This is a genomic window from Agrococcus sp. AC640b (genome assembly GCF_979255995.1).
In genome coordinates this window covers 112,869-129,891 of the sequence record NZ_CEEDMM010000043.1, presented here as the reverse complement: position 1 = coordinate 129,891, position 17,023 = coordinate 112,869, and the positions used below count along the sequence as shown (strand labels likewise).

Sequence of the window (17,023 nt, the reverse complement as noted above, 5' to 3'; positions counted from 1 at the left end):
CCGGAAGAGGATCGGCGACGTCTGGCAGGCGATTGGCGGCTCTGGGAGACGATTGGCGGCTCGTGCGCGCGTGTCGTCGCCAATCCCTCCACGTGCACGTGCACGTGCACCTGCACGTGCAGGTGCGCGTGCGTGCGCGCGCACGCACCGAGGCGGCGCGCCCACGGCAAGCCGTGGCACGCGCCGCCCGGTGATCGTGGCCGGATCGCGACCCGGCCGGTCGTCACGCGATCAGTGGTCGCTCGCCTTCTCGGCGTTCGCGCCCGTGAAGGAGCGCACCTCCATCTCGGCCTGCTTCGCGTCGTGGTCCGCCTCGGGCTTGCCGACGAACGTGCCGACGATGCCGAGGAGGAACGCGAGCGGGATCGACACGATGCCGGGATTCGACAGCGGGAACAGGTCGAAGTCGAGCCCAGGGAACATCGCCTTCGGTCCGCCCGAGACCGCGGGCGAGAAGACGATCAGCAGGATGCAGCTGGCGAGGCCGCCGTACATCGACCACAGCGCGCCCGTCGTGTTGAAGCGCTTCCAGAACAGCGAGTACAGGATCGTCGGCAGGTTCGCGCTCGCCGCGACCGCGAACGCGAGCGCCACGAGGAACGCCACGTTCTGGCCCTGCGCGACGATGCCACCGAGGATCGCGACGACGCCGATCACCACGACCGTGCGACGCGCGACCTTCACCTCCTGCTTCGGGTCGGCCTTGCCCTTCTTGATGACGGATGCGTAGATGTCGTGCGCGAACGACGTCGCCGCCGTGATCGCGAGGCCCGCGACGACCGCGAGGATCGTCGCGAACGCGATCGCCGAGATCACCGCCATGAGCACGGGCCCACCGAGCTCGAGCGCCAGCAGCGGCGCTGCGGCGTTCTGCCCGCCGGGCGTCGCCGGGTCGGTGAGCACCTCCGGGCCGACGAGCGCTGCGGCGGCGTAGCCGAGCACGAGCGTGAACAGGTAGAAGATGCCGATGATCCAGATCGCCCACACGACGCTGCGACGCGCCTCCTTGCCGGTCGGCACCGTGTAGAAGCGCATGAGCACGTGCGGCAGGCCCGCCGTGCCGAGCACGAGGGCGAGGCCGAGCGACAGGAAGTCGATCGGATTCGGGTACTGCAGGCCGGGCGAGAGGATCGCCTCGCCCTCGGGCGACGCATCCACGGCGCGCTGCAGCAGCTCGGAGACGTCGAAGTTCACGCCGATCAGCACGACGATCGTGAGGATGCCGGCACCGGCCACGAGCAGCACGGCCTTGATGATCTGCACCCACGTGGTGCCCTTCATGCCGCCGACGATGACGTAGACGATCATGACGACGCCGACGATCGCGACCGTGATGCCCGTCGGCACCGGGCCCGACAGTCCCAGCAGCAGCGCGACGAGGCCGCCGGCGCCCGCCATCTGCGCGACGAGGTAGAAGAAGCAGACCACGAGGGTCGCGAGCGCCGCAGCCATGCGCACCGGCCGCTGCTTGAGGCGGAACGACAGCACGTCGGCCATCGTGAACCGGCCGGTGTTGCGCAGCAGCTCTGCGACGAGCAGCAGCGCGACGAGCCACGCGACGAGGAAGCCGATCGAGTAGAGGAAGCCGTCGTAGCCGGCGACGGCGATGGCGCCGCAGATGCCGAGGAACGACGCGGCCGACAGGTAGTCGCCTGCGATCGCGACGCCGTTCTGGGGGCCGGAGAAGGAGCGGCCGCCAGCGAAGAACTCCGTGGCGGTCGCGTTCCGCTTCGACACGCGGAACACGATGATGAGCGTCGCGACGACGAAGATGCCGAAGACGACCATGTTGATGACCGGGTTGATCTCGTCGCTCATCGCGCCGCCTCCTCGTCCGTCGCGTCGCCCGTGAGCTCGCCGCGCTCCATCTCCTCGCGAATCGCCGCCGCATGGGCGTCGTAGCGCCGGTTCGCCCACGACCGGTAGAGCATCGTGATGCCGAACGTCGTGACGAACTGCCCCAGCCCGAACAGCAGGCCGACCGTGATGGTCGAGTCGCCGACGCGGATCGCGAAGAAGTCGGGCGCGAAGCCTGCGAGCAGCACGTACGCGAGGTACCAGAGCAGGAACAGCGCCGTCAGCGGCAGGATGAACGTGAAGAAGGATCGCCGCAGCCCTTGGAACTCCGGGCTGGCCTGCACCGCGATGCTGCGGTCGGCGAGATGGTCGGGGGTCGTCATGTGTCGCTCTCTCCATCGAGGGCGTCGATCGACTGGGGTGTCGTTCGACTCTGAACTACCACTGGGCACCGTACCCCGGCAGCGCTCGGATGCACAGCACCCAGATCCACGCGCCTCGGATCCGCGCGTGCGCGCGCTGCGGGAGCGAGCATCCCCATAGCCTTGGAGCATGTCCGACGAGTCGACGACGCAGTCCGGCGCCGAGTGGTGGCGCACCGCCGTGATCTACCAGGTGTATCCGCGCAGCTTCGCTGACGCCTCCGGCGACGGCGTCGGCGATCTCGCCGGCATCGCCGACCGCCTCCCCCACCTCGCCGCGCTCGGCGTCGACGCGGTGTGGCTCAGCCCGTTCTACCGTTCGCCGCAGCGCGACGCCGGCTACGACGTCGCCGACTACCGCGACGTCGACCCGCTGTTCGGCACCCTCGCGGACGCGGATCGGCTGCTCGCCGAGGCGCACGACCTCGGCCTCAAGGTCATCGTCGACCTCGTGCCGAACCACACCTCGAACGAGCACGAGTGGTTCCAGCAGGCGCTGCAGGCCGCACCCGGATCGCCCGAGCGTGCCCGGTACGTCTTCCGCGACGGCGCAGGGCCCGATGGGTCGGAGCCGCCGAACAACTGGCAGTCGGTCTTCGGCGGCCCCGCGTGGACGCGCGTCGCCGACGGCGAGTGGTACCTGCACATCTTCGACACGTCGCAGCCCGACCTCGACTGGACGAACCCCGAGGTGGGCGACATGTTCGAGGGCGTGCTGCGGTTCTGGCTCGACCGCGGCGTCGACGGCTTCCGCGTCGACGTGGCCCACGGACTCATGAAGGCCCCCGGACTCCCCGACATCGACGAGGATGCCGTGTCGACGGGGTCGATGGAGTCGCCGTTCTTCGGCCAGGAGTCGGTGCACGAGGTGTACCGGCGCTGGCACGACGTGCTCGCCCAGTACGACGGCGACCGCGTGCTGTGCGCGGAGGCATGGGTGCATCCGCTGTCGAAGATGGCACGCTTCGTGCGGCCGGACGAGATGCATCAGGCGTTCAACTTCGTCTACCTCGAGACGCCGTGGGATGCACGCAGGCTGCGCAGCGTCATCGACGAGTCGATCGCCGAGTTCGGCGCCGTCGGCGCCCCGTCGACGTGGGTGCTGTCGAACCACGACACCATCCGCCACCGCACGCGCCTCGCGCTCGTGCCGCAGCCCGCGCACGGCGTCGGCATCGGGCCCACGAGCGCGTCGAAGGCCGACCCCGAGGTGTCGCTGCGCCGCGGCCGCGCCGCGACGGCGCTCATGCTCGCGCTGCCCGGCAGCGCCTACGTGTACCAGGGCGAGGAGCTCGGGCTGCCCGAGGTCGTCGACATCCCCGCCGAGGCGCGACAGGATCCGACGTTCCATCGCACGCAGGGCGAGATGTGGGGTCGTGACGGCTGCCGCGTGCCCATCCCGTGGGAGGCCGAGGCGCCCGCGTACGGCTTCAGCCCCACGGGCGAGTCGTGGCTGCCGCAGCCGGGATCGTGGGCGGGCTACGCGCGCGATGCGCAGGAGGGCGTCGAGGGCTCGACGCTCGAGCTGTACCGCACGGCGCTGCGCCTGCGCCGCGAGCACGGCCTCGGGGCGGGCACGCTCGAGTGGATCGATGCGGGCCCCGGCGCGGTCGCGTTCCGCAACGGCGACGTCGTCGTCATCGCGAACATCGGCCACGACGCGATCGACCTGCCCGCCGGCGAGCTGCTGCTGGCATCCACCGAGCTCCATGCGGCGTCGCTGCGGGCCGACGAGACCGCCTGGGTGCGCGTGCGCTGACCCCCGCGCTCGGCGTCACGCCTCGCGGCGTCCGCGCGATTGCGTTTCGCAGGCGATCACGGGGGTCCGCGCGACTGCGTTTCGCAGGCGATCACGGGGGTCTGAGGGGTATCTTCCCTCGAACCCACCTGATCGCCTGCGAAACGCGAATGGGGCGCGAGGCCGGAGGGCGCGAGGCCGGAGGGCGCGAGGCCGGAGGGAGCGAGGGCGCCGGGCTGCGGGCGCTACGGCTCGAGGATCTGCTCGCGCGTCGCGAGCCAGACGAGCGGGTCGACCGAGACGTAGTCGGCGTTCTTGATCTCGAGGTGCAGGTGCGCGCCGGTGGAGCGGCCGGTGGAGCCGACAGCGCCGAGCTGCGTCGAGATGTCGACGACCTGGCCCTCCTCGACGAGGATCGATCCCGCCTCCATGTGCGGGTACCAGGACTGGAAGAACTCGCCGTCGATGTTGTGCTCGACGATGACCTCGTAGCCGCCGCCACCGGGGTTGTTGCCCTGCCAGACGGCGACGACGACGCCGTTCGCGACCGGGTACACGGGGGTGCCCGCTCCGGGGATGAGGTCGACGCCACCGTGGAACGAGCCCCAGCGGTAGCCGAAGCCGCTCGACACGGGCACCTCGGCGAGCGAGGGGAACGGCGACTGCGTGTAGCTCGTCTCCAGCTGCGCCCACACGTTCGACATCGACGGCTCGCCGTCGTAGTAGGGCCCGATCGTGTCGGTGTCGGCGACGGCCTGCAGCGCGGCGATCTCGCCGGCGTCCATGCGGGTCGAGGCGATCTCGTCGTCGACGTTGAAGTCCTCGCGGCTCAGCACCGCCGTGACCTCCTCGTCGCCGTGCGCGCCGGAGCCGGAGGTGACGTCGAGCTGCTGCTCGACCTGCACGTCGCCGTACGCCTCCTCGGCGGGCGAGGCGCTGGGCGAGAACGCCTGCGCGGGCAGCGACGTCACGGCCACGAACGATCCGATCGCGAGGATGACGCCAGCGGCACCGAGGCGCTGCACCGCCTTGCGTGCGGCGCTCGAGCGTGCGCGACGGCTGGGTCGCACGACGGGGGCGACGGCGACGGGTCGGCGGGCGACCACGGCCACGCGCGGCGGGCGCGCCTCCTTGCGCAGCGGACTGCGCACGGGCGTCGAGGCGACGTCCTCCTGCTCGCTGCCGAGCACGGCGGCGACGGCGGCGGAGACCTCGGTGCTGCTCGCGGCCGAGGCCGCGCGGCGCTCGGCACGCGTCACGACGCGCTCGGCGGCCGGGGCAGACGTCGCCGCGACGGCGGATGCCGCGACGGACGCCGGTGCGTCGACTGCCGCCTCGGCCTGCGGTGCTGCGACGACCGATGCTGCGACGACGTCGACGGCCTCGGTCGCCTCGCGCGTCGACGCGGCGACGAGCTCGCCCCACGCTGCCGCGGGCGCGGCAGCCGTCTGCGACCGCCGCGTGCGGGCCGGCTGCGCGACCGGCGGTGCGGCGTCCGCGACCGGCTCGGCGTCGGCGGGCGAGGCACCGAGGTCGGTGGGGGATGCGGCGCTCGCTGCGAGCCTGCGTGCGCGACGCGACGGCGCGGTGTCCACTGGGCCTGCAGGGTCGACGGGTGCTGCAGGCTCGACCGAAGCCGCGGGCTCGCCGGAGGCGGGCTCGATGGCTGCCGACTCGGCGGCCACGGGCTCGACGATCACGGGAAGGTCACGTGCGAGGCGCGAGGCGGACTCGCGCATCTCGCGTCGCGTGCGGTACATCGGCGCCTGGCCATCCACGACGCGCATCGGCGACGAAGCCTCTGCGGCATCCGAGTACAACACGCGATGCGCGGCCTCGCGCTCGCCGTCACGGCGGCTGCGACGGGTCGACGGCACTGCGTGGTCCGCGTCGGCGGGTGCCGACTGGTCCTTGCGTGTCACGTCGTGAGGTCCTTACGAAAGCTGCTGGGGGGAATGCCGCCTGCCTCCCGAGGGTACCCGCGACCCGGGCAGGCAGCAGCGACCAAGATAACAGAACGGTAACGAGCCCGGCAAGACCGCGGCCCCTGCGACGACGAAGGCCCACCTCGAGGGTGGGCCTTGCACGTGGCGAGTGAGGGATTCGAACCCCCGAATGCTGAGCAGTCTGATTTACAGTCAGATCCCTTTGGCCGCTTGGGTAACTCGCCGATGCCGCTGAGGGCAGAAGCAAGGATAGCAAGCCGCGCGACCGGCGACGACCACGCGGCCGCATGCACGCCTGCAGCAGTCGCGCCGGAGGCATCCGCCATACTCGGATGCATGGCAGATTCCTCGTTCGACGTCGTCAGCAAGGTCGACCCCATGGAGGCCGAGAACGCGGTCAACCAGGCGCGCAAGGAGGTCGAGCAGCGCTACGACTTCAAGGGCGTCGGCGCCGACGTCTCCTGGCAGGGTGAGCGCATCCTGCTGAAGGCGTCCTCCAAGGAGCGAGTCGAGGCGGTGCTCGACGTCGTGCAGTCGAAGTTCGTCAAGCGCGGCATCGAGCTCAAGCAGCTCGACGTCGGCGACGCCTACCCCTCCGGCAAGGAGCACCGCATCGAGGTGGGCCTGAAGAACGGCATCGGCACCGACGAGGCGAAGAAGGTGCAGAAGATCATCCGCGAGCAGGCGCCGAAGACGGTGAAGAGCCAGATCCAGGGCGACGAGCTGCGCGTCTCGTCGAAGAACCGCGACGACCTGCAGAGCACGATCCGCCTCCTGAAGTCCGCGGACGTCGACATCGCGCTGCAGTTCGTGAACTTCCGCTGATGCTCGACCTCCTGCCCGACACGGCGCTCGGGCAGGGCATCGCCGTCGCGTTCGTCGCCCTCGACATCCTGCTGCGCATCGCAGCGGTCGTCGTCGTGCCGTACAACCGACGACCGCCCGCGGCGATGGCGTGGCTGCTGCTCATCATGGTGCAGCCCATCCTCGGGTGGATCATCTTCGCCACCCTCGGCCACAACCGTCTGCCGCGCGGCAGACGGCGCAAGATGCGCGCCCTGCAGGGCGTCATCGGCGAGGTGACGCGCGACATCCCCGACGAGGAGGATCCGCAGCGCAGCGCAGCGTGGCTGCCAGGCGTGCTGCAGCTGCTGCGCGCGCAGACGTCGCTGCCGCACCTGGGCGGCAACGCGTGCGTCGTGTACGACGACTTCGCCGAGCAGGTCGAGGCGATGGCGCGTGCGATCGACGAGGCACGCCAGTACGTGCACGTGGAGTTCTACCTGATCGTCGCGAGCGAGGCCACCGAGCCGTTCTTCGCGGCGCTCGAACGCGCACGCGGCCGCGGCGTCGAGGTGAAGGTGCTCGTCGACCACGTCACGAGCGTGCGCTACCCGAGGCGCTCGGAGACGGTGGATCGGCTCGAGGCGATGGGTGCGCAGTGGCAGGACATGCTGCCGCTGCGGCCGCTGCGCGGGCAATGGCAGCGCCCCGACCTGCGCAACCACCGCAAGCTCGTCGTCATCGACGGCGACATCGGCTTCACGGGCTCGCTCAACCTCGTCGACCCGTCGTACCTGTGGGCGAAGAACGTCAAGCGCGGGCTCGAGTGGAAGGACACGTGGCTCGAGGTGCGCGGCCCCGTGGTGCGCGAGATCGACGTGCTGTTCCTCAGCGACTGGTGGGCGGAGACGAACGAGCTCGTCGACCAGGGGCAGGGCGACCCGGCGCGGCCAGGCGACGTCGAGGCCTCGGTCGTGCCCAGCGGGCCCGGGTTCGAGGGCGAGAACAACCTGCGCCTGTTCCTCGAGTGCATCCACGCCGCCGTCGACCGCATCACGATCGTGAGCCCCTACTTCGTCCCAGACGACGCGATGTCGTACGCGATCACCTCGGCCGCGATGCGGGGCGTGCGCGTCGACCTGTTCGCGAGCGCGATCGGCGACCAGTTCTGGACCTTCCACGCGCAGCGCTCGTACTACGAGACGCTGCTGCGCACGGGCGTGCGCATCTGGCTCTACCGCGAGCCGGTCGTGCTGCACTCGAAGTTCATGGTGTTCGACGGCGAGCACACGATCTTCGGCTCGTCGAACATCGACATGCGCTCGTTCGGCCTGAACTTCGAGATCTCGATGCTGCTCGAGGGCCCCGAGATGGCGTCGCGGATGCAGGAGATCGCCGAGCGCTACCGGCGGGAGTCCAGCGAGCTGACGCTCGAGGCATGGCTCGAGCGCCCGCGCGTCGGCCAGATGTTCGACAACGTCGCACGACTCACGTCGGCGCTGCAGTGAGCGCGCGCGCCTCGTAGGGTCGAGGCATGCAGAACCTCCTCGACGGCCCGCCCGAGACCCTCCTGCCCGCCGACCCCGGCGCGGAGGCGCTCGCCGCCGGCGACGACGTGCGCGACGTCGCCGCCGCGCATCCCGACTCGGTGCTCGCATGGAGCCTGCTCGCGGAGGTGGCGCTCGCCGAGGGCAGCACGCTCGAGGGCTACGCGTTCGCGCGCACCGGCTACCACCGCTCGCTCGACGCGCTGCGCCGAGGCGGCTGGAAGGGGCACGGCCCCGTGCCGTGGTCGCACGAGCCGAACCGCGGCTTCCTGCGGTCGCTCGCGATGCTCGGCCGCGCGTCTGCGCTGCTCGGCGACGAGGCCGAGGCGGAGCGTTGCGCGACCTTCCTGCGCGACTCGAGCCCCGAGGGGCACGCGCAGCTGCTGGGCTGAGGCGCGGGCTACGCGCGTCGCACGCCGCCGGTGCCCGGGTCGACGAGCAGCACCCGCTCGACCTGCTCGGCCAATGCGTGCGCGTGACCGTCGGCGAGGGCCTCGTCGGTGACGAGCACGTCGATGTCGTCGAACGTCGCGAAGGTCGCGAGCCCCGTCACGCCCCACTTCGTGGCATCGGCGAGCACGACGGTCGTCGCCGCCTGCGCCATGAACGCGCGATTCGCCTCCGCCTCGAGCAGGTTGGGTGCCGTCGCGCCTCGCTCGGGGTCGATGCCGTGGCAGCCGATGACGAGCGTGTGCAGGTTGAGCTGACGGATGCCGCTCGTGGCGATGGGCCCCACGAGCGCGCCGGAGATGGTGCGCACGCCGCCGATGAGCACGACGCCGACGCCGTCGACGCCGTCGAGCACGTCGGCGACGGCCGGCGCGTTCGTGACGACCGTGAGTCCGTCGAGATCCTCCCGGTCGGCGAGCACGCGGGCGAGCTCGAGCGTCGTGGTGCCCGAGCCGATGCCCACCGCCGTGCCCGGCACGACGAGCTCGGCGGCCGCGCGCGCGATGGCGTGCTTCTCGCCCGGCTGCAGGAGCGCCTTCTGCCTCGGCTCGGGCTCGGCGTGCTCGTGCGGCACGGGCAGGCGTGCGCCGCCGTGCACGCGTTCGACGACGCCGTCGGCCTCGAGCGCCTCGATGTCGCGGCGCACCGTCATGGGAGAGACGCCGAACGACTCCGCGAGCTCGGACACCCGCACGGCGCGCTGCCTGCGCAGGAGGTCGAGGATCTGCTCGCGCCGGTCCGCGGCGAGTGGGACGTGCACCATGCGACTCCTTCGAACAGATTCGCCCACAAAAGCACACGAAAGCGAACAGAATGCAATAGTATCGGTCCCGTGCACCGGCGCGCATCCAGCGCGCGGTGGATCGAGGAGACCTGATGACCCGAGTGACCGCCACCGCCCTGGCCGATGGTCGCGAGCTGCTCTACTTCGACGAGGACGAGAGCCCCGAGCGCACCCCCAGCGCAGACCGTCGCATCCTCGACCCCCGACCCGCGACGCCGATGCTGCGACAGGACCCGCTCACCGGCGAGTGGATCACGTTCGCCGCAGCGCGCCAGGGGCGCGTGCACCTGCCGCCAGCCGACCTCGACCCCCTCGCGCCGCAGAGCCCCACGAACCCGAGCGAGATCCCCGACGCCTACCAGGTCGCCGTCTTCGAGAACCGCTCCCCCGCGTTCGGCCCCGCGCTCGACGCCGACCGGGTCGCGGGCGACGCCGCGCACGGCCTCGAGCGGGTGCAGCCCGCCATCGGCCGCTGCGAGGTCGTGTGCTTCAGCCCCGAGCAGACGGGATCCTTCGCGACGCAGACCGTCGCGCGCGCACGCACGATCGTCGACGCGTGGGCGCACCGCACGGCAGCGCTCAGCGCGCTCCCCGGCATCGAGCAGGTGTTCGTGTTCGAGAACCGCGGCGTCGAGATCGGCGTCACGCTGCACCACCCCCACGGTCAGATCTACGCCTACCCGTACGTGACGCCGCGCACGCAGCAGCTCGTGCGGGCCATCCGCGAGCACGGAGGCGACCTGCAGGGCGAGGTGCTCGACGCCGAGCGCGACGGCGCGCGGCTCGTCGCCGCCACCGAGCACTGGATCGCGTACGTGCCGTTCGCGGCGCGCTGGCCGCTCGAGCTGCACGTGCAGCCGCGCAGGCACGTGCCCGACCTCGCAGCGCTCGACGACGGCGAGCGCGACGACCTCGCCATGCTGTCGCTGCGACTCCTCGGCGCGGTCGACGCCCTCTACGCCACCCCGACGCCCTACATCGCCGCCTGGCATCAGGCACCCGTGCGCGCCGACCGCGACCTCGTGCGCCTCACCTGGCAGATCACGTCGCCCAGGCGCTCGGCCGACCGGCTCAAGTACCTCGCGGGCTCCGAGGCCGCCATGGGCGCATGGGTCGGCGACACCACGCCCGAGGAGGTCGCAGGCCGTCTCCGCGAGGCGCTCGCGATCGTCGACGCGCGCGAGCTCACCACGCAGGCTCGTCGTGCCTGACGTCGAGGCGGCCTTCGCTCGCGCGTACGGCGCGACCCCGACGGGCACGTGGTCGGCGCCGGGACGCGTGAACCTCGTCGGCGAGCACACCGACTACAACGGCGGCGCGAGCCTGCCGATCGCGATCGACCGCCGCACGACCGTCGCAGCCGCGCTGCGCGACGACGACGTCGTGCGCGTCGGCTCGACGGGGGCGGACGGCGTCGTCGAGTGCCGCATCCGCGACCTCGCAGGCGCCTCCGGCTGGAGCGCGTACCCGCTCGGCGTGCTGTGGGCGCTGCTCGACGCCGAGCAGGCGACCGACGGCGCGACGGGGCTCGACCTGTGGATCGACTCGGACGTGCCCGTCGGTGCCGGCGTCTCGTCGTCGGCTGCGCTCGAGGCAGCCGTGTGCGTCGCCGCCGTGGACCTCTGGGGCCTGCCGACGACGCGGGAGGCGATGGTGACGATCTGCCAGCGAGCCGAGAACGTCGTCGCCGGCGCTCCCACCGGCACCCTCGACCAGTCGGCAGCGCTGCTGTCCTCCGCCGACGCGGCGCTGCTCATCGACTTCGGCGCCGACGCGATCGAGCAGGTGCCGCTCGGATTCGACGGCGCGGGCCTCGCCGTGCTCGTCATCGACTCGATGGTGCGCCACGATCACACCACCGGCGGCTACGGCACCCGCAGGCGCGAATGCGAGGAGGCAGCCGCGCTGCTCGGCGTCGCCGAGCTCGGCGAGGTGCCGCTCGAGGGCCTCGAGACCGCGCTCGCGCCGCTGCCGGACGCGCTCGCGCGCCGTGCACGCCACATCGTCTCCGACACCGCCAGGTGCCGTGCCGCAGCGGACGTCGTCCGCGACGGGCGCCCGCGCGACCTCGGCCCCATCCTCACCGCATCGCACGCGTCGATGCGCGACGACTTCGAGGCGTCGGCGCCCGCCGTCGACGCGGCTGCCGACGCGGCCGTGCTGGCAGGCGCCCTCGGCGCCCGCATCACGGGAGGCGGATTCGGCGGGTCGTGCATCGCGCTCGTCGATGCCGACCGCGCCTCGGCCATCGGCGACGAGGTCGCCGAGCGCGTCGCCGCCGCCGGCCATCCACGGCCTCGGCACTTCACCGTGCGCGCATCCGGCGGCGCACGACGCGAGGGGGACGCATGAGCGCGTGGCTCGTCACCGGCGGTGCAGGCTACATCGGCGCGCACGTCGCCGAGGCGCTGCTGGCGTCGGGACGCGACGTCGTCGTGCTCGACGACCTCTCGAGCGGGCACGCCGCGTTCGTGCCCGACGCGGCGACCCTCGTGCACGGCTCGCTCCTCGACCGCGCAGCCCTCGACCGAGCGCTCGCCGGCGACGTCGCGGGGGTCGTGCACCTCGCGGGCTACAAGTACGCGGGCGAGTCCGTGCGCCGCCCCCTCCACACCTACCGGCAGAACGTCTCCGGCACCGTCGAGCTGCTCGAGGCGATGCGCGAGCACGCCGTGGCTCGCATCGTCTTCTCGTCGAGCGCCGGCGTGTACGGCACCCCCGACGTCGATCGCGTCACCGAGTCGACGCCGACCGCGCCGCAGTCGCCCTACGGCGAGTCGAAGCTCGTCGGCGAGTGGCTGCTGCGCGACGAGACGGTAGCGGCCGCAGCGGAGGGACGCCCGTTCACGGGCGTCGCGCTGCGCTACTTCAACGTCATCGGCTCCGGCAGCGATCGCATCCGCGACACGAGCCCGCACAACCTCATCCCGAAGGTGCTGCAGACGCTCGCGGACGGCGGCACGCCGCAGATCAACGGCGACGACTACCCCACGCCGGACGGCACGAACGTGCGCGACTACGTCCACGTCGCCGACGTCGCCCTCGCGCACGTCGCCGCCGCCGCCCGACTCGAGCGCGACGAGCCGCTCGAGCAGGTCTACAACCTCGGCTCGGGCGAGGGCGCGTCGAACCGCGACCTCATGCGCGCGATCGCTGCCGCGACCGGCATCGACTTCGAGCCGGTCGTCGCGCCGCGTCGCGCGGGCGACCCGGCCTCGATCGTCGCCGACGGCACCCTCGCTGCCCGCGACCTCGACTGGCGGATGCGCCACACGATCGACGCCATGGTGGCCTCGGCGTGGTCGGCCGCCCAGGTCGGCACGGCCTGACCCAGGCCCCACCCGGCGCACGCGCGCTCGCTCGTCCCGCCGACTGGTCGCTCGTCGCGTGGCGGTGGTCGCGCGTGGCGGTGATCGGTCGCTCGTCGCGACCACTGGCGACCAGTCGGTCGCGCCTCGTCGCGGAGGGATACGGGGTGCACGCACGACGGCGGGGCCGGACCCGAAGGACCGACCCCGCCGCCACGTGCGCATCGCTCAGTCGCGCGCACGCACCCGCGTCCTGACCGCCATGCCGATGCCGGCGGCGGCGAGGAGCCCCGCGAGCGCCAGCAGCGGCACCAGCACCGAGGCGTCTGCGCCCGTCGCCGGCAGCGAGCCGGCGCCGGCTCCCGGCTGGCCGGGCTGCGTCGGCTGGCCAGGCTGGCCCGGCTGACCCGGCTGACCCGGCTGACCCGGCTGACCAGGCTGACCCGGCTGACCCGGCTGACCAGGACCGGGCTGCTCCGGCTCCGGCTCCGGCACGACGGGTGCGGCAGCGACGACGCCGGCGTCGAGCACCCGCACCTCGCTCGCGTCGAACCCGTCGGCGACCGCGACCACCTCGGCCGTCAGGCGAGCTCCCACCGCGTCGGCAGGCACCGTCACCGGGCCCGAGACCGCTGCGGTCGTCGCATCGCCCGACTCGAGCGGCTGTCCGTCGAGCAGCCATCGCACCGACAGGTCGGCGCCCGCGGGATCCGTCGACGCCGCCACCGCGACGCTGCCGCCTGCGACGACCTCGCCCACGAGCTCGACGCCCGTCACGACCGCACGGCGGTCGAAGACGACCGTCGTCGTCTGCGTCTGCGTGCCGTCCGCCGACGTCACGACCACCTCAGCGGTGCCTGCGAGCGCATCGCTCGCCTGCGTCACGGTGACCGTCGCGGCCGCGTCGAGCGCGAACGCGTCGACCCGCGGATACGCCGAGCCCTCCGAGGCGACGTCGTACGCGAACGTGCTGGGATCGAACCCCTCGATCGGCTCGCCGTCGATGCGCAGCTCCACGAGCGACGCCGTCGAGGCGGGAGCCACGAGCAGCCCGCGCACCTCGACCTCCGACACCACCATGTGCGAGCTCGGCTGCGCCGTCATGACGACCCGCACCGCATCCGCACGCACGCCCGACAGGTCGGCCTCGGCGTACGGGGCGCCGGAGCCCGGCACCGTCACGGGCACCGGGGCGCCCACGGGCGTCCACGCGCCGTCGACGCGGGCCTCGAACTGCACGCTGCTCGCCCACGACGACCCGTCGCGGAAGAACAGCACGCGGCCGTCGACGAGCGTCGCAGGCTCGACCAGCTCGTACGAGAGCGTGTCGGCTGGCCGCTTCGTGCCGCTCAGCCAGTTCGACCAGCCCTTGTCGGCCGCGTCGCCGTTGCGCGTCGCATCCGCCGAGTAGCCCGGCTCGGTGTACGTCGCGGAGGCGACGACGCCGTCGAGCGTCAGGAGGTTGGCGGGCGCCCCCTCGGTGACGAGCACCGTGAGGGTCGCTGCGAGCTGCGTGCCCGCCGCGTCGGCCGTGCCTGCCACGGGCACCGAGCCCGGCTGCGCGAGCGCGGCGTCGTCGAGCCCGGAGAGCTCCCACGAGACCGGCACGTCGAACGTCGATGCCGACGCACCCACGCGCGCGGGCACCGTCGCAGGGACCGCGTCGGCGAGCGCCGCCGCCGTCGTGCCCTCGACGACCGTGATCGACACGGGATCGGTGCGCGTGAACGCGCCGACCTCGACCGTCGCCTCGACGGCGAGCGGCTGCCCGTAGAGGTCGACGGCGCTGCCTGCCACGGCGACCGTGCCCGCCTGCGACCAGTCGAGGCCGTCGGTGCTCCACGTCGCGGCCACAGGTGCGCCCGCGCCCCAGGCGTAGATGGGCTCGACGGTCGTCGGCAGCGTCGGCGCGACGCCGACGGGCGTCTGCACGACGACGTCGGCCGCGCCGAGCGCCGTCAGCGTGCGCGGCGTCCACCGCTGGTTCGTGGCATCGGAGGTCGTCCAGACGCCCACGGCGGTGCCGGGCGTCGTGCCCTGGCCGTTCACGTCGAGCACGCGACCGGTCGCGACGTTGAGGAACGAGAACGTCTCGCCGTCGCGCGTCGTCGCCACCCACGTCGTCGACGGCTGCGCGATGGCATCGGCCTCCGACGCCTCGACGAGCTGCGTGCCGGAGTCGGCTGCGGCGAGGAAGCGCCCGTCGCCCGACTCGATCGCGAAGCGGAGGTCGTTGGGCCTGCCCTCCGCAGCCGGTGCGGCGTGGAACGTGAACGCCTGCGCCTGCGCCGCGTCCTGCGTCGTCGGCAGCCCCTGCAGCGACAGCGCGTTGCCGCTCGTCGCCGGCGCCTGCGCCGACAGCGGCAGGCCGCTCTGCACGCCGGCGAGCGAGACGGCGTCGCCGTCGTCGAACGCGAGCGCGTCGTCGGCGACGCCGGAGACGCCCTCGACGACGAACGTCGTCACCGACTCGGCGGGCACCTCGAGGGTCGCCGTCATCGTCGTCGGATCGATCGCGACGGGCGCGCCCTCCACGAGCGCGTTCGACGACGGTGCGTCGATCGAGTCGGCCTCGGTCGTCACGACCGGCGTCACGGTCGCACCGGGCGCGAGGTTCGCGAAGCGCGACAGGTCGAGCGTCACGACGCGAGCGTCACCTGCGTTGACGTGCACGATCGCCGCGCCGTCGCCCTCCGGCGTGATCGCCGAGGTCGTCTGCGCGTCGTCGGTCGCGATGATCGTCGAGCCGGGCTGGATGTAGTGCGTGAAGTTGCGCAGGGTGTCGAACTTCGCGTTCGTCACCACCTGGCACCGTGCCGACTCGGGGAACGCGTCGCCCTGCGACCAGCCGGCGTCGTCGAGCCTGCGCACCGAGTAGCCCTCGGTGCCCGGCTCGGCGCAGTCGAAGTCGATGAAGACCGAGCCCCAGTTGAGCCGCTCGACCTGCTCCATGTTGTAGAGGTCCTCCACCTCCTGCCACAGCACGTACGCGTCGGGCTGCAGGATGCGCAGGTCGTTCGTGATGTGCTGCGCGATGCCGATGCCGCCCTCGATCGTGAGCGGGTCGAAGCCGGAGCCGCTCACCCAGTTGCCACCGACCTCGCTCATCCACAGCGGCAGGCCCTCCGCACGTGCGATGTCGCGCGTGAGCTCGCGGCCGTTCGTGCCGTACGTGTGCACGTTGATCTGGTCGACGTCGTCGCGCGCCTCAGCGGAGTACGAGCCCCACGCCGTGTTGAAGCGGCCGGGGTTCGTCTCGTCGTTCGACGAGATCGCGGTGTCGAGGCCCTCGGCGGCGAGCGCCTGCTCGACCTCGGCGAGGATCGCCTGCTGCTGCCCGGGCCCGGGGCCGGGGCAGATCTGCGCACCCTCCTGGGTGCGACCGCCGAGCGCCGGGAACTGCTGGCCGGGCGGCAGGCTCGTGCCCCAGTAGCCGTTGCAGGGCTCGTTGAACGGCGCGAGCGTCTGGAAGTCGATGCCGTGCGACGACTCCATCTCGGCCACGACCGTCGCGAGGTAGGTGGCGAAGGCCTCGGCGACGGCGGGGTCGGGGATGACCGACTCGTCCGTCGACGTGAGGCTGCCGGTCGAGAAGCCGCTGTTGGTCATGAAGTACGGCGGCGAGTTGCTGAAGGCCTCCCACACCATCTCGTCGCCCTGCTCCTCGGCGATCGCGTCGACCCACCAGCGCTGCGTGGCGTCGGCGTCCATGTCGTACGAGTCGGGGTCGGTCGCATCCCACTCGGCGAGGAAGTCGGCGCGGTCGTCGTACGTCGACGTCGCACCCGCCTCGGGATCGAGGTTCTCTGCCCACCAGCCCTCGACGGCGGCGCCGGGACGCAGGTAGTCGGGGACGTCGCTCGCGTTGCCGCCGCCGATGTTGTACCTGGCGACGTTGAGGTCGAGGCCCTCCTCGCCGAACAGGCGGTCGAAGAGCTCCTGGCGCAGCTCGGGCGGGTAGTCGCCCGTGGCGTTCGCGAACCAGACGAGCGAGGTGCCCCATCCTTGGAAGTCGCTCAGCCGGTAGCCGGGGTTGGGGGTGATCGTGACCTCGGTCGCTGCGCTCGCCGGCGGTGCCGGAGCGGTGACGAGCACCCCTCCTGACACGGCGGTCGCGACCGCGAGCGCGACCGCGAGGCCACGTCGTCTGGGTGCGTGCATCGTCTCGACTCCTTCGTCGGGGCATGGTCGATCGGCTCGGCGGTGCCGAGTCGGATCCTGCGGGTTCGTCTGGCGGTGGTCGTCGGG

General features: G+C 72.3%; 12 protein-coding genes and 1 tRNA gene. 7 read left to right on the top strand and 6 right to left on the bottom strand.

Going from position 1 to position 17,023, the window contains the following annotated elements:
• Positions 1-231: 231 nt before the first annotated feature.
• Both ACZ6H8_RS14520 and ACZ6H8_RS14515 read right to left on the bottom strand, forming a co-directional pair.
• Positions 232-1,818: a solute symporter family protein gene (locus ACZ6H8_RS14520; protein WP_464147623.1), complete on the bottom strand. Its 1,587-nt coding sequence runs from the start codon at positions 1,816-1,818 to the stop codon at positions 232-234.
• Positions 1,815-2,180, bottom strand: a complete 366-nt coding sequence (locus ACZ6H8_RS14515; RefSeq protein WP_464147622.1) for a DUF485 domain-containing protein — start codon at positions 2,178-2,180, stop codon at positions 1,815-1,817. Before ACZ6H8_RS14515 ends, ACZ6H8_RS14520 begins: the two co-directional genes overlap by 4 nt.
• Positions 2,181-2,349: 169 nt before the next feature.
• On the opposite strand from ACZ6H8_RS14515, the gene ACZ6H8_RS14510 reads away from it, so the two are divergent.
• The gene (locus ACZ6H8_RS14510; RefSeq protein ID WP_464147621.1) at positions 2,350-3,978 is read left to right on the top strand and encodes a glycoside hydrolase family 13 protein; all 1,629 of its coding nucleotides are present in this window, start codon (positions 2,350-2,352) and stop codon (positions 3,976-3,978) included.
• A gap of 224 nt (positions 3,979-4,202) precedes the next feature.
• On the opposite strand, the gene ACZ6H8_RS14505 is transcribed toward ACZ6H8_RS14510, so the two are convergent.
• Together ACZ6H8_RS14505 and ACZ6H8_RS14500 are read right to left on the bottom strand one after the other, a co-directional pair.
• Positions 4,203-5,879 (bottom strand): M23 family metallopeptidase, encoded by a 1,677-nt coding sequence (locus ACZ6H8_RS14505; protein WP_464147620.1) that lies wholly within the window; start codon positions 5,877-5,879, stop codon positions 4,203-4,205.
• Positions 5,880-6,045: 166 nt separating this feature from the next.
• A tRNA-Tyr gene (locus ACZ6H8_RS14500) sits at positions 6,046-6,127 on the bottom strand.
• 112 nt (positions 6,128-6,239) lie between these two features.
• On the opposite strand from ACZ6H8_RS14500, the gene ACZ6H8_RS14495 reads away from it, so the two are divergent.
• The 3 genes from ACZ6H8_RS14495 to ACZ6H8_RS14485 are packed head-to-tail and all read left to right on the top strand — an operon-like array spanning position 6,240 to position 8,625.
• Positions 6,240-6,728, top strand: a complete 489-nt coding sequence (locus ACZ6H8_RS14495) for a YajQ family cyclic di-GMP-binding protein (RefSeq protein WP_464147619.1) — start codon at positions 6,240-6,242, stop codon at positions 6,726-6,728.
• Positions 6,728-8,194 carry a phospholipase D-like domain-containing protein gene (locus tag ACZ6H8_RS14490; RefSeq protein WP_464147618.1) on the top strand — a complete coding sequence of 489 codons (1,467 nt, stop codon included), beginning with the start codon at positions 6,728-6,730 and terminating at the stop codon, positions 8,192-8,194. Before ACZ6H8_RS14495 ends, ACZ6H8_RS14490 begins: the two co-directional genes overlap by 1 nt.
• Before the next feature lie 26 nt (positions 8,195-8,220).
• Positions 8,221-8,625, top strand: coding sequence for a DUF3151 domain-containing protein (locus ACZ6H8_RS14485; RefSeq protein ID WP_464147617.1), 405 nt, complete (start codon positions 8,221-8,223; stop codon positions 8,623-8,625).
• 8 nt (positions 8,626-8,633) lie between these two features.
• On the opposite strand, the gene ACZ6H8_RS14480 is transcribed toward ACZ6H8_RS14485, so the two are convergent.
• The gene (locus ACZ6H8_RS14480) at positions 8,634-9,446 is read right to left on the bottom strand and encodes a DeoR/GlpR family DNA-binding transcription regulator (protein WP_464147616.1); all 813 of its coding nucleotides are present in this window, start codon (positions 9,444-9,446) and stop codon (positions 8,634-8,636) included.
• A 113-nt stretch (positions 9,447-9,559) separates the two neighbouring features.
• On the opposite strand from ACZ6H8_RS14480, the gene galT reads away from it, so the two are divergent.
• Genes galT through galE form a run of 3 tightly spaced genes read left to right on the top strand, consistent with a single transcriptional unit; the run spans position 9,560 to position 12,796 of the window.
• Positions 9,560-10,678, top strand: a complete 1,119-nt coding sequence (galT, locus tag ACZ6H8_RS14475) for a galactose-1-phosphate uridylyltransferase (protein ID WP_464147615.1) — start codon at positions 9,560-9,562, stop codon at positions 10,676-10,678.
• Positions 10,671-11,819 (top strand): galactokinase, encoded by a 1,149-nt coding sequence (galK, locus tag ACZ6H8_RS14470; RefSeq protein WP_464147614.1) that lies wholly within the window; start codon positions 10,671-10,673, stop codon positions 11,817-11,819. Before galT ends, galK begins: the two co-directional genes overlap by 8 nt.
• A complete protein-coding gene (gene galE / locus ACZ6H8_RS14465) occupies positions 11,816-12,796 on the top strand; it encodes a UDP-glucose 4-epimerase GalE (RefSeq protein WP_464147613.1) in 981 nt (326 codons plus the stop codon). Before galK ends, galE begins: the two co-directional genes overlap by 4 nt.
• Before the next feature lie 207 nt (positions 12,797-13,003).
• Here the strand turns inward: galE and ACZ6H8_RS14460 are convergent, their stop codons facing one another.
• On the bottom strand, positions 13,004-16,936 hold the full coding sequence (locus tag ACZ6H8_RS14460) for a glycoside hydrolase (RefSeq protein WP_464147612.1): 3,933 nt from the start codon (positions 16,934-16,936) through the stop codon (positions 13,004-13,006).
• Positions 16,937-17,023 lie beyond the last annotated feature (87 nt).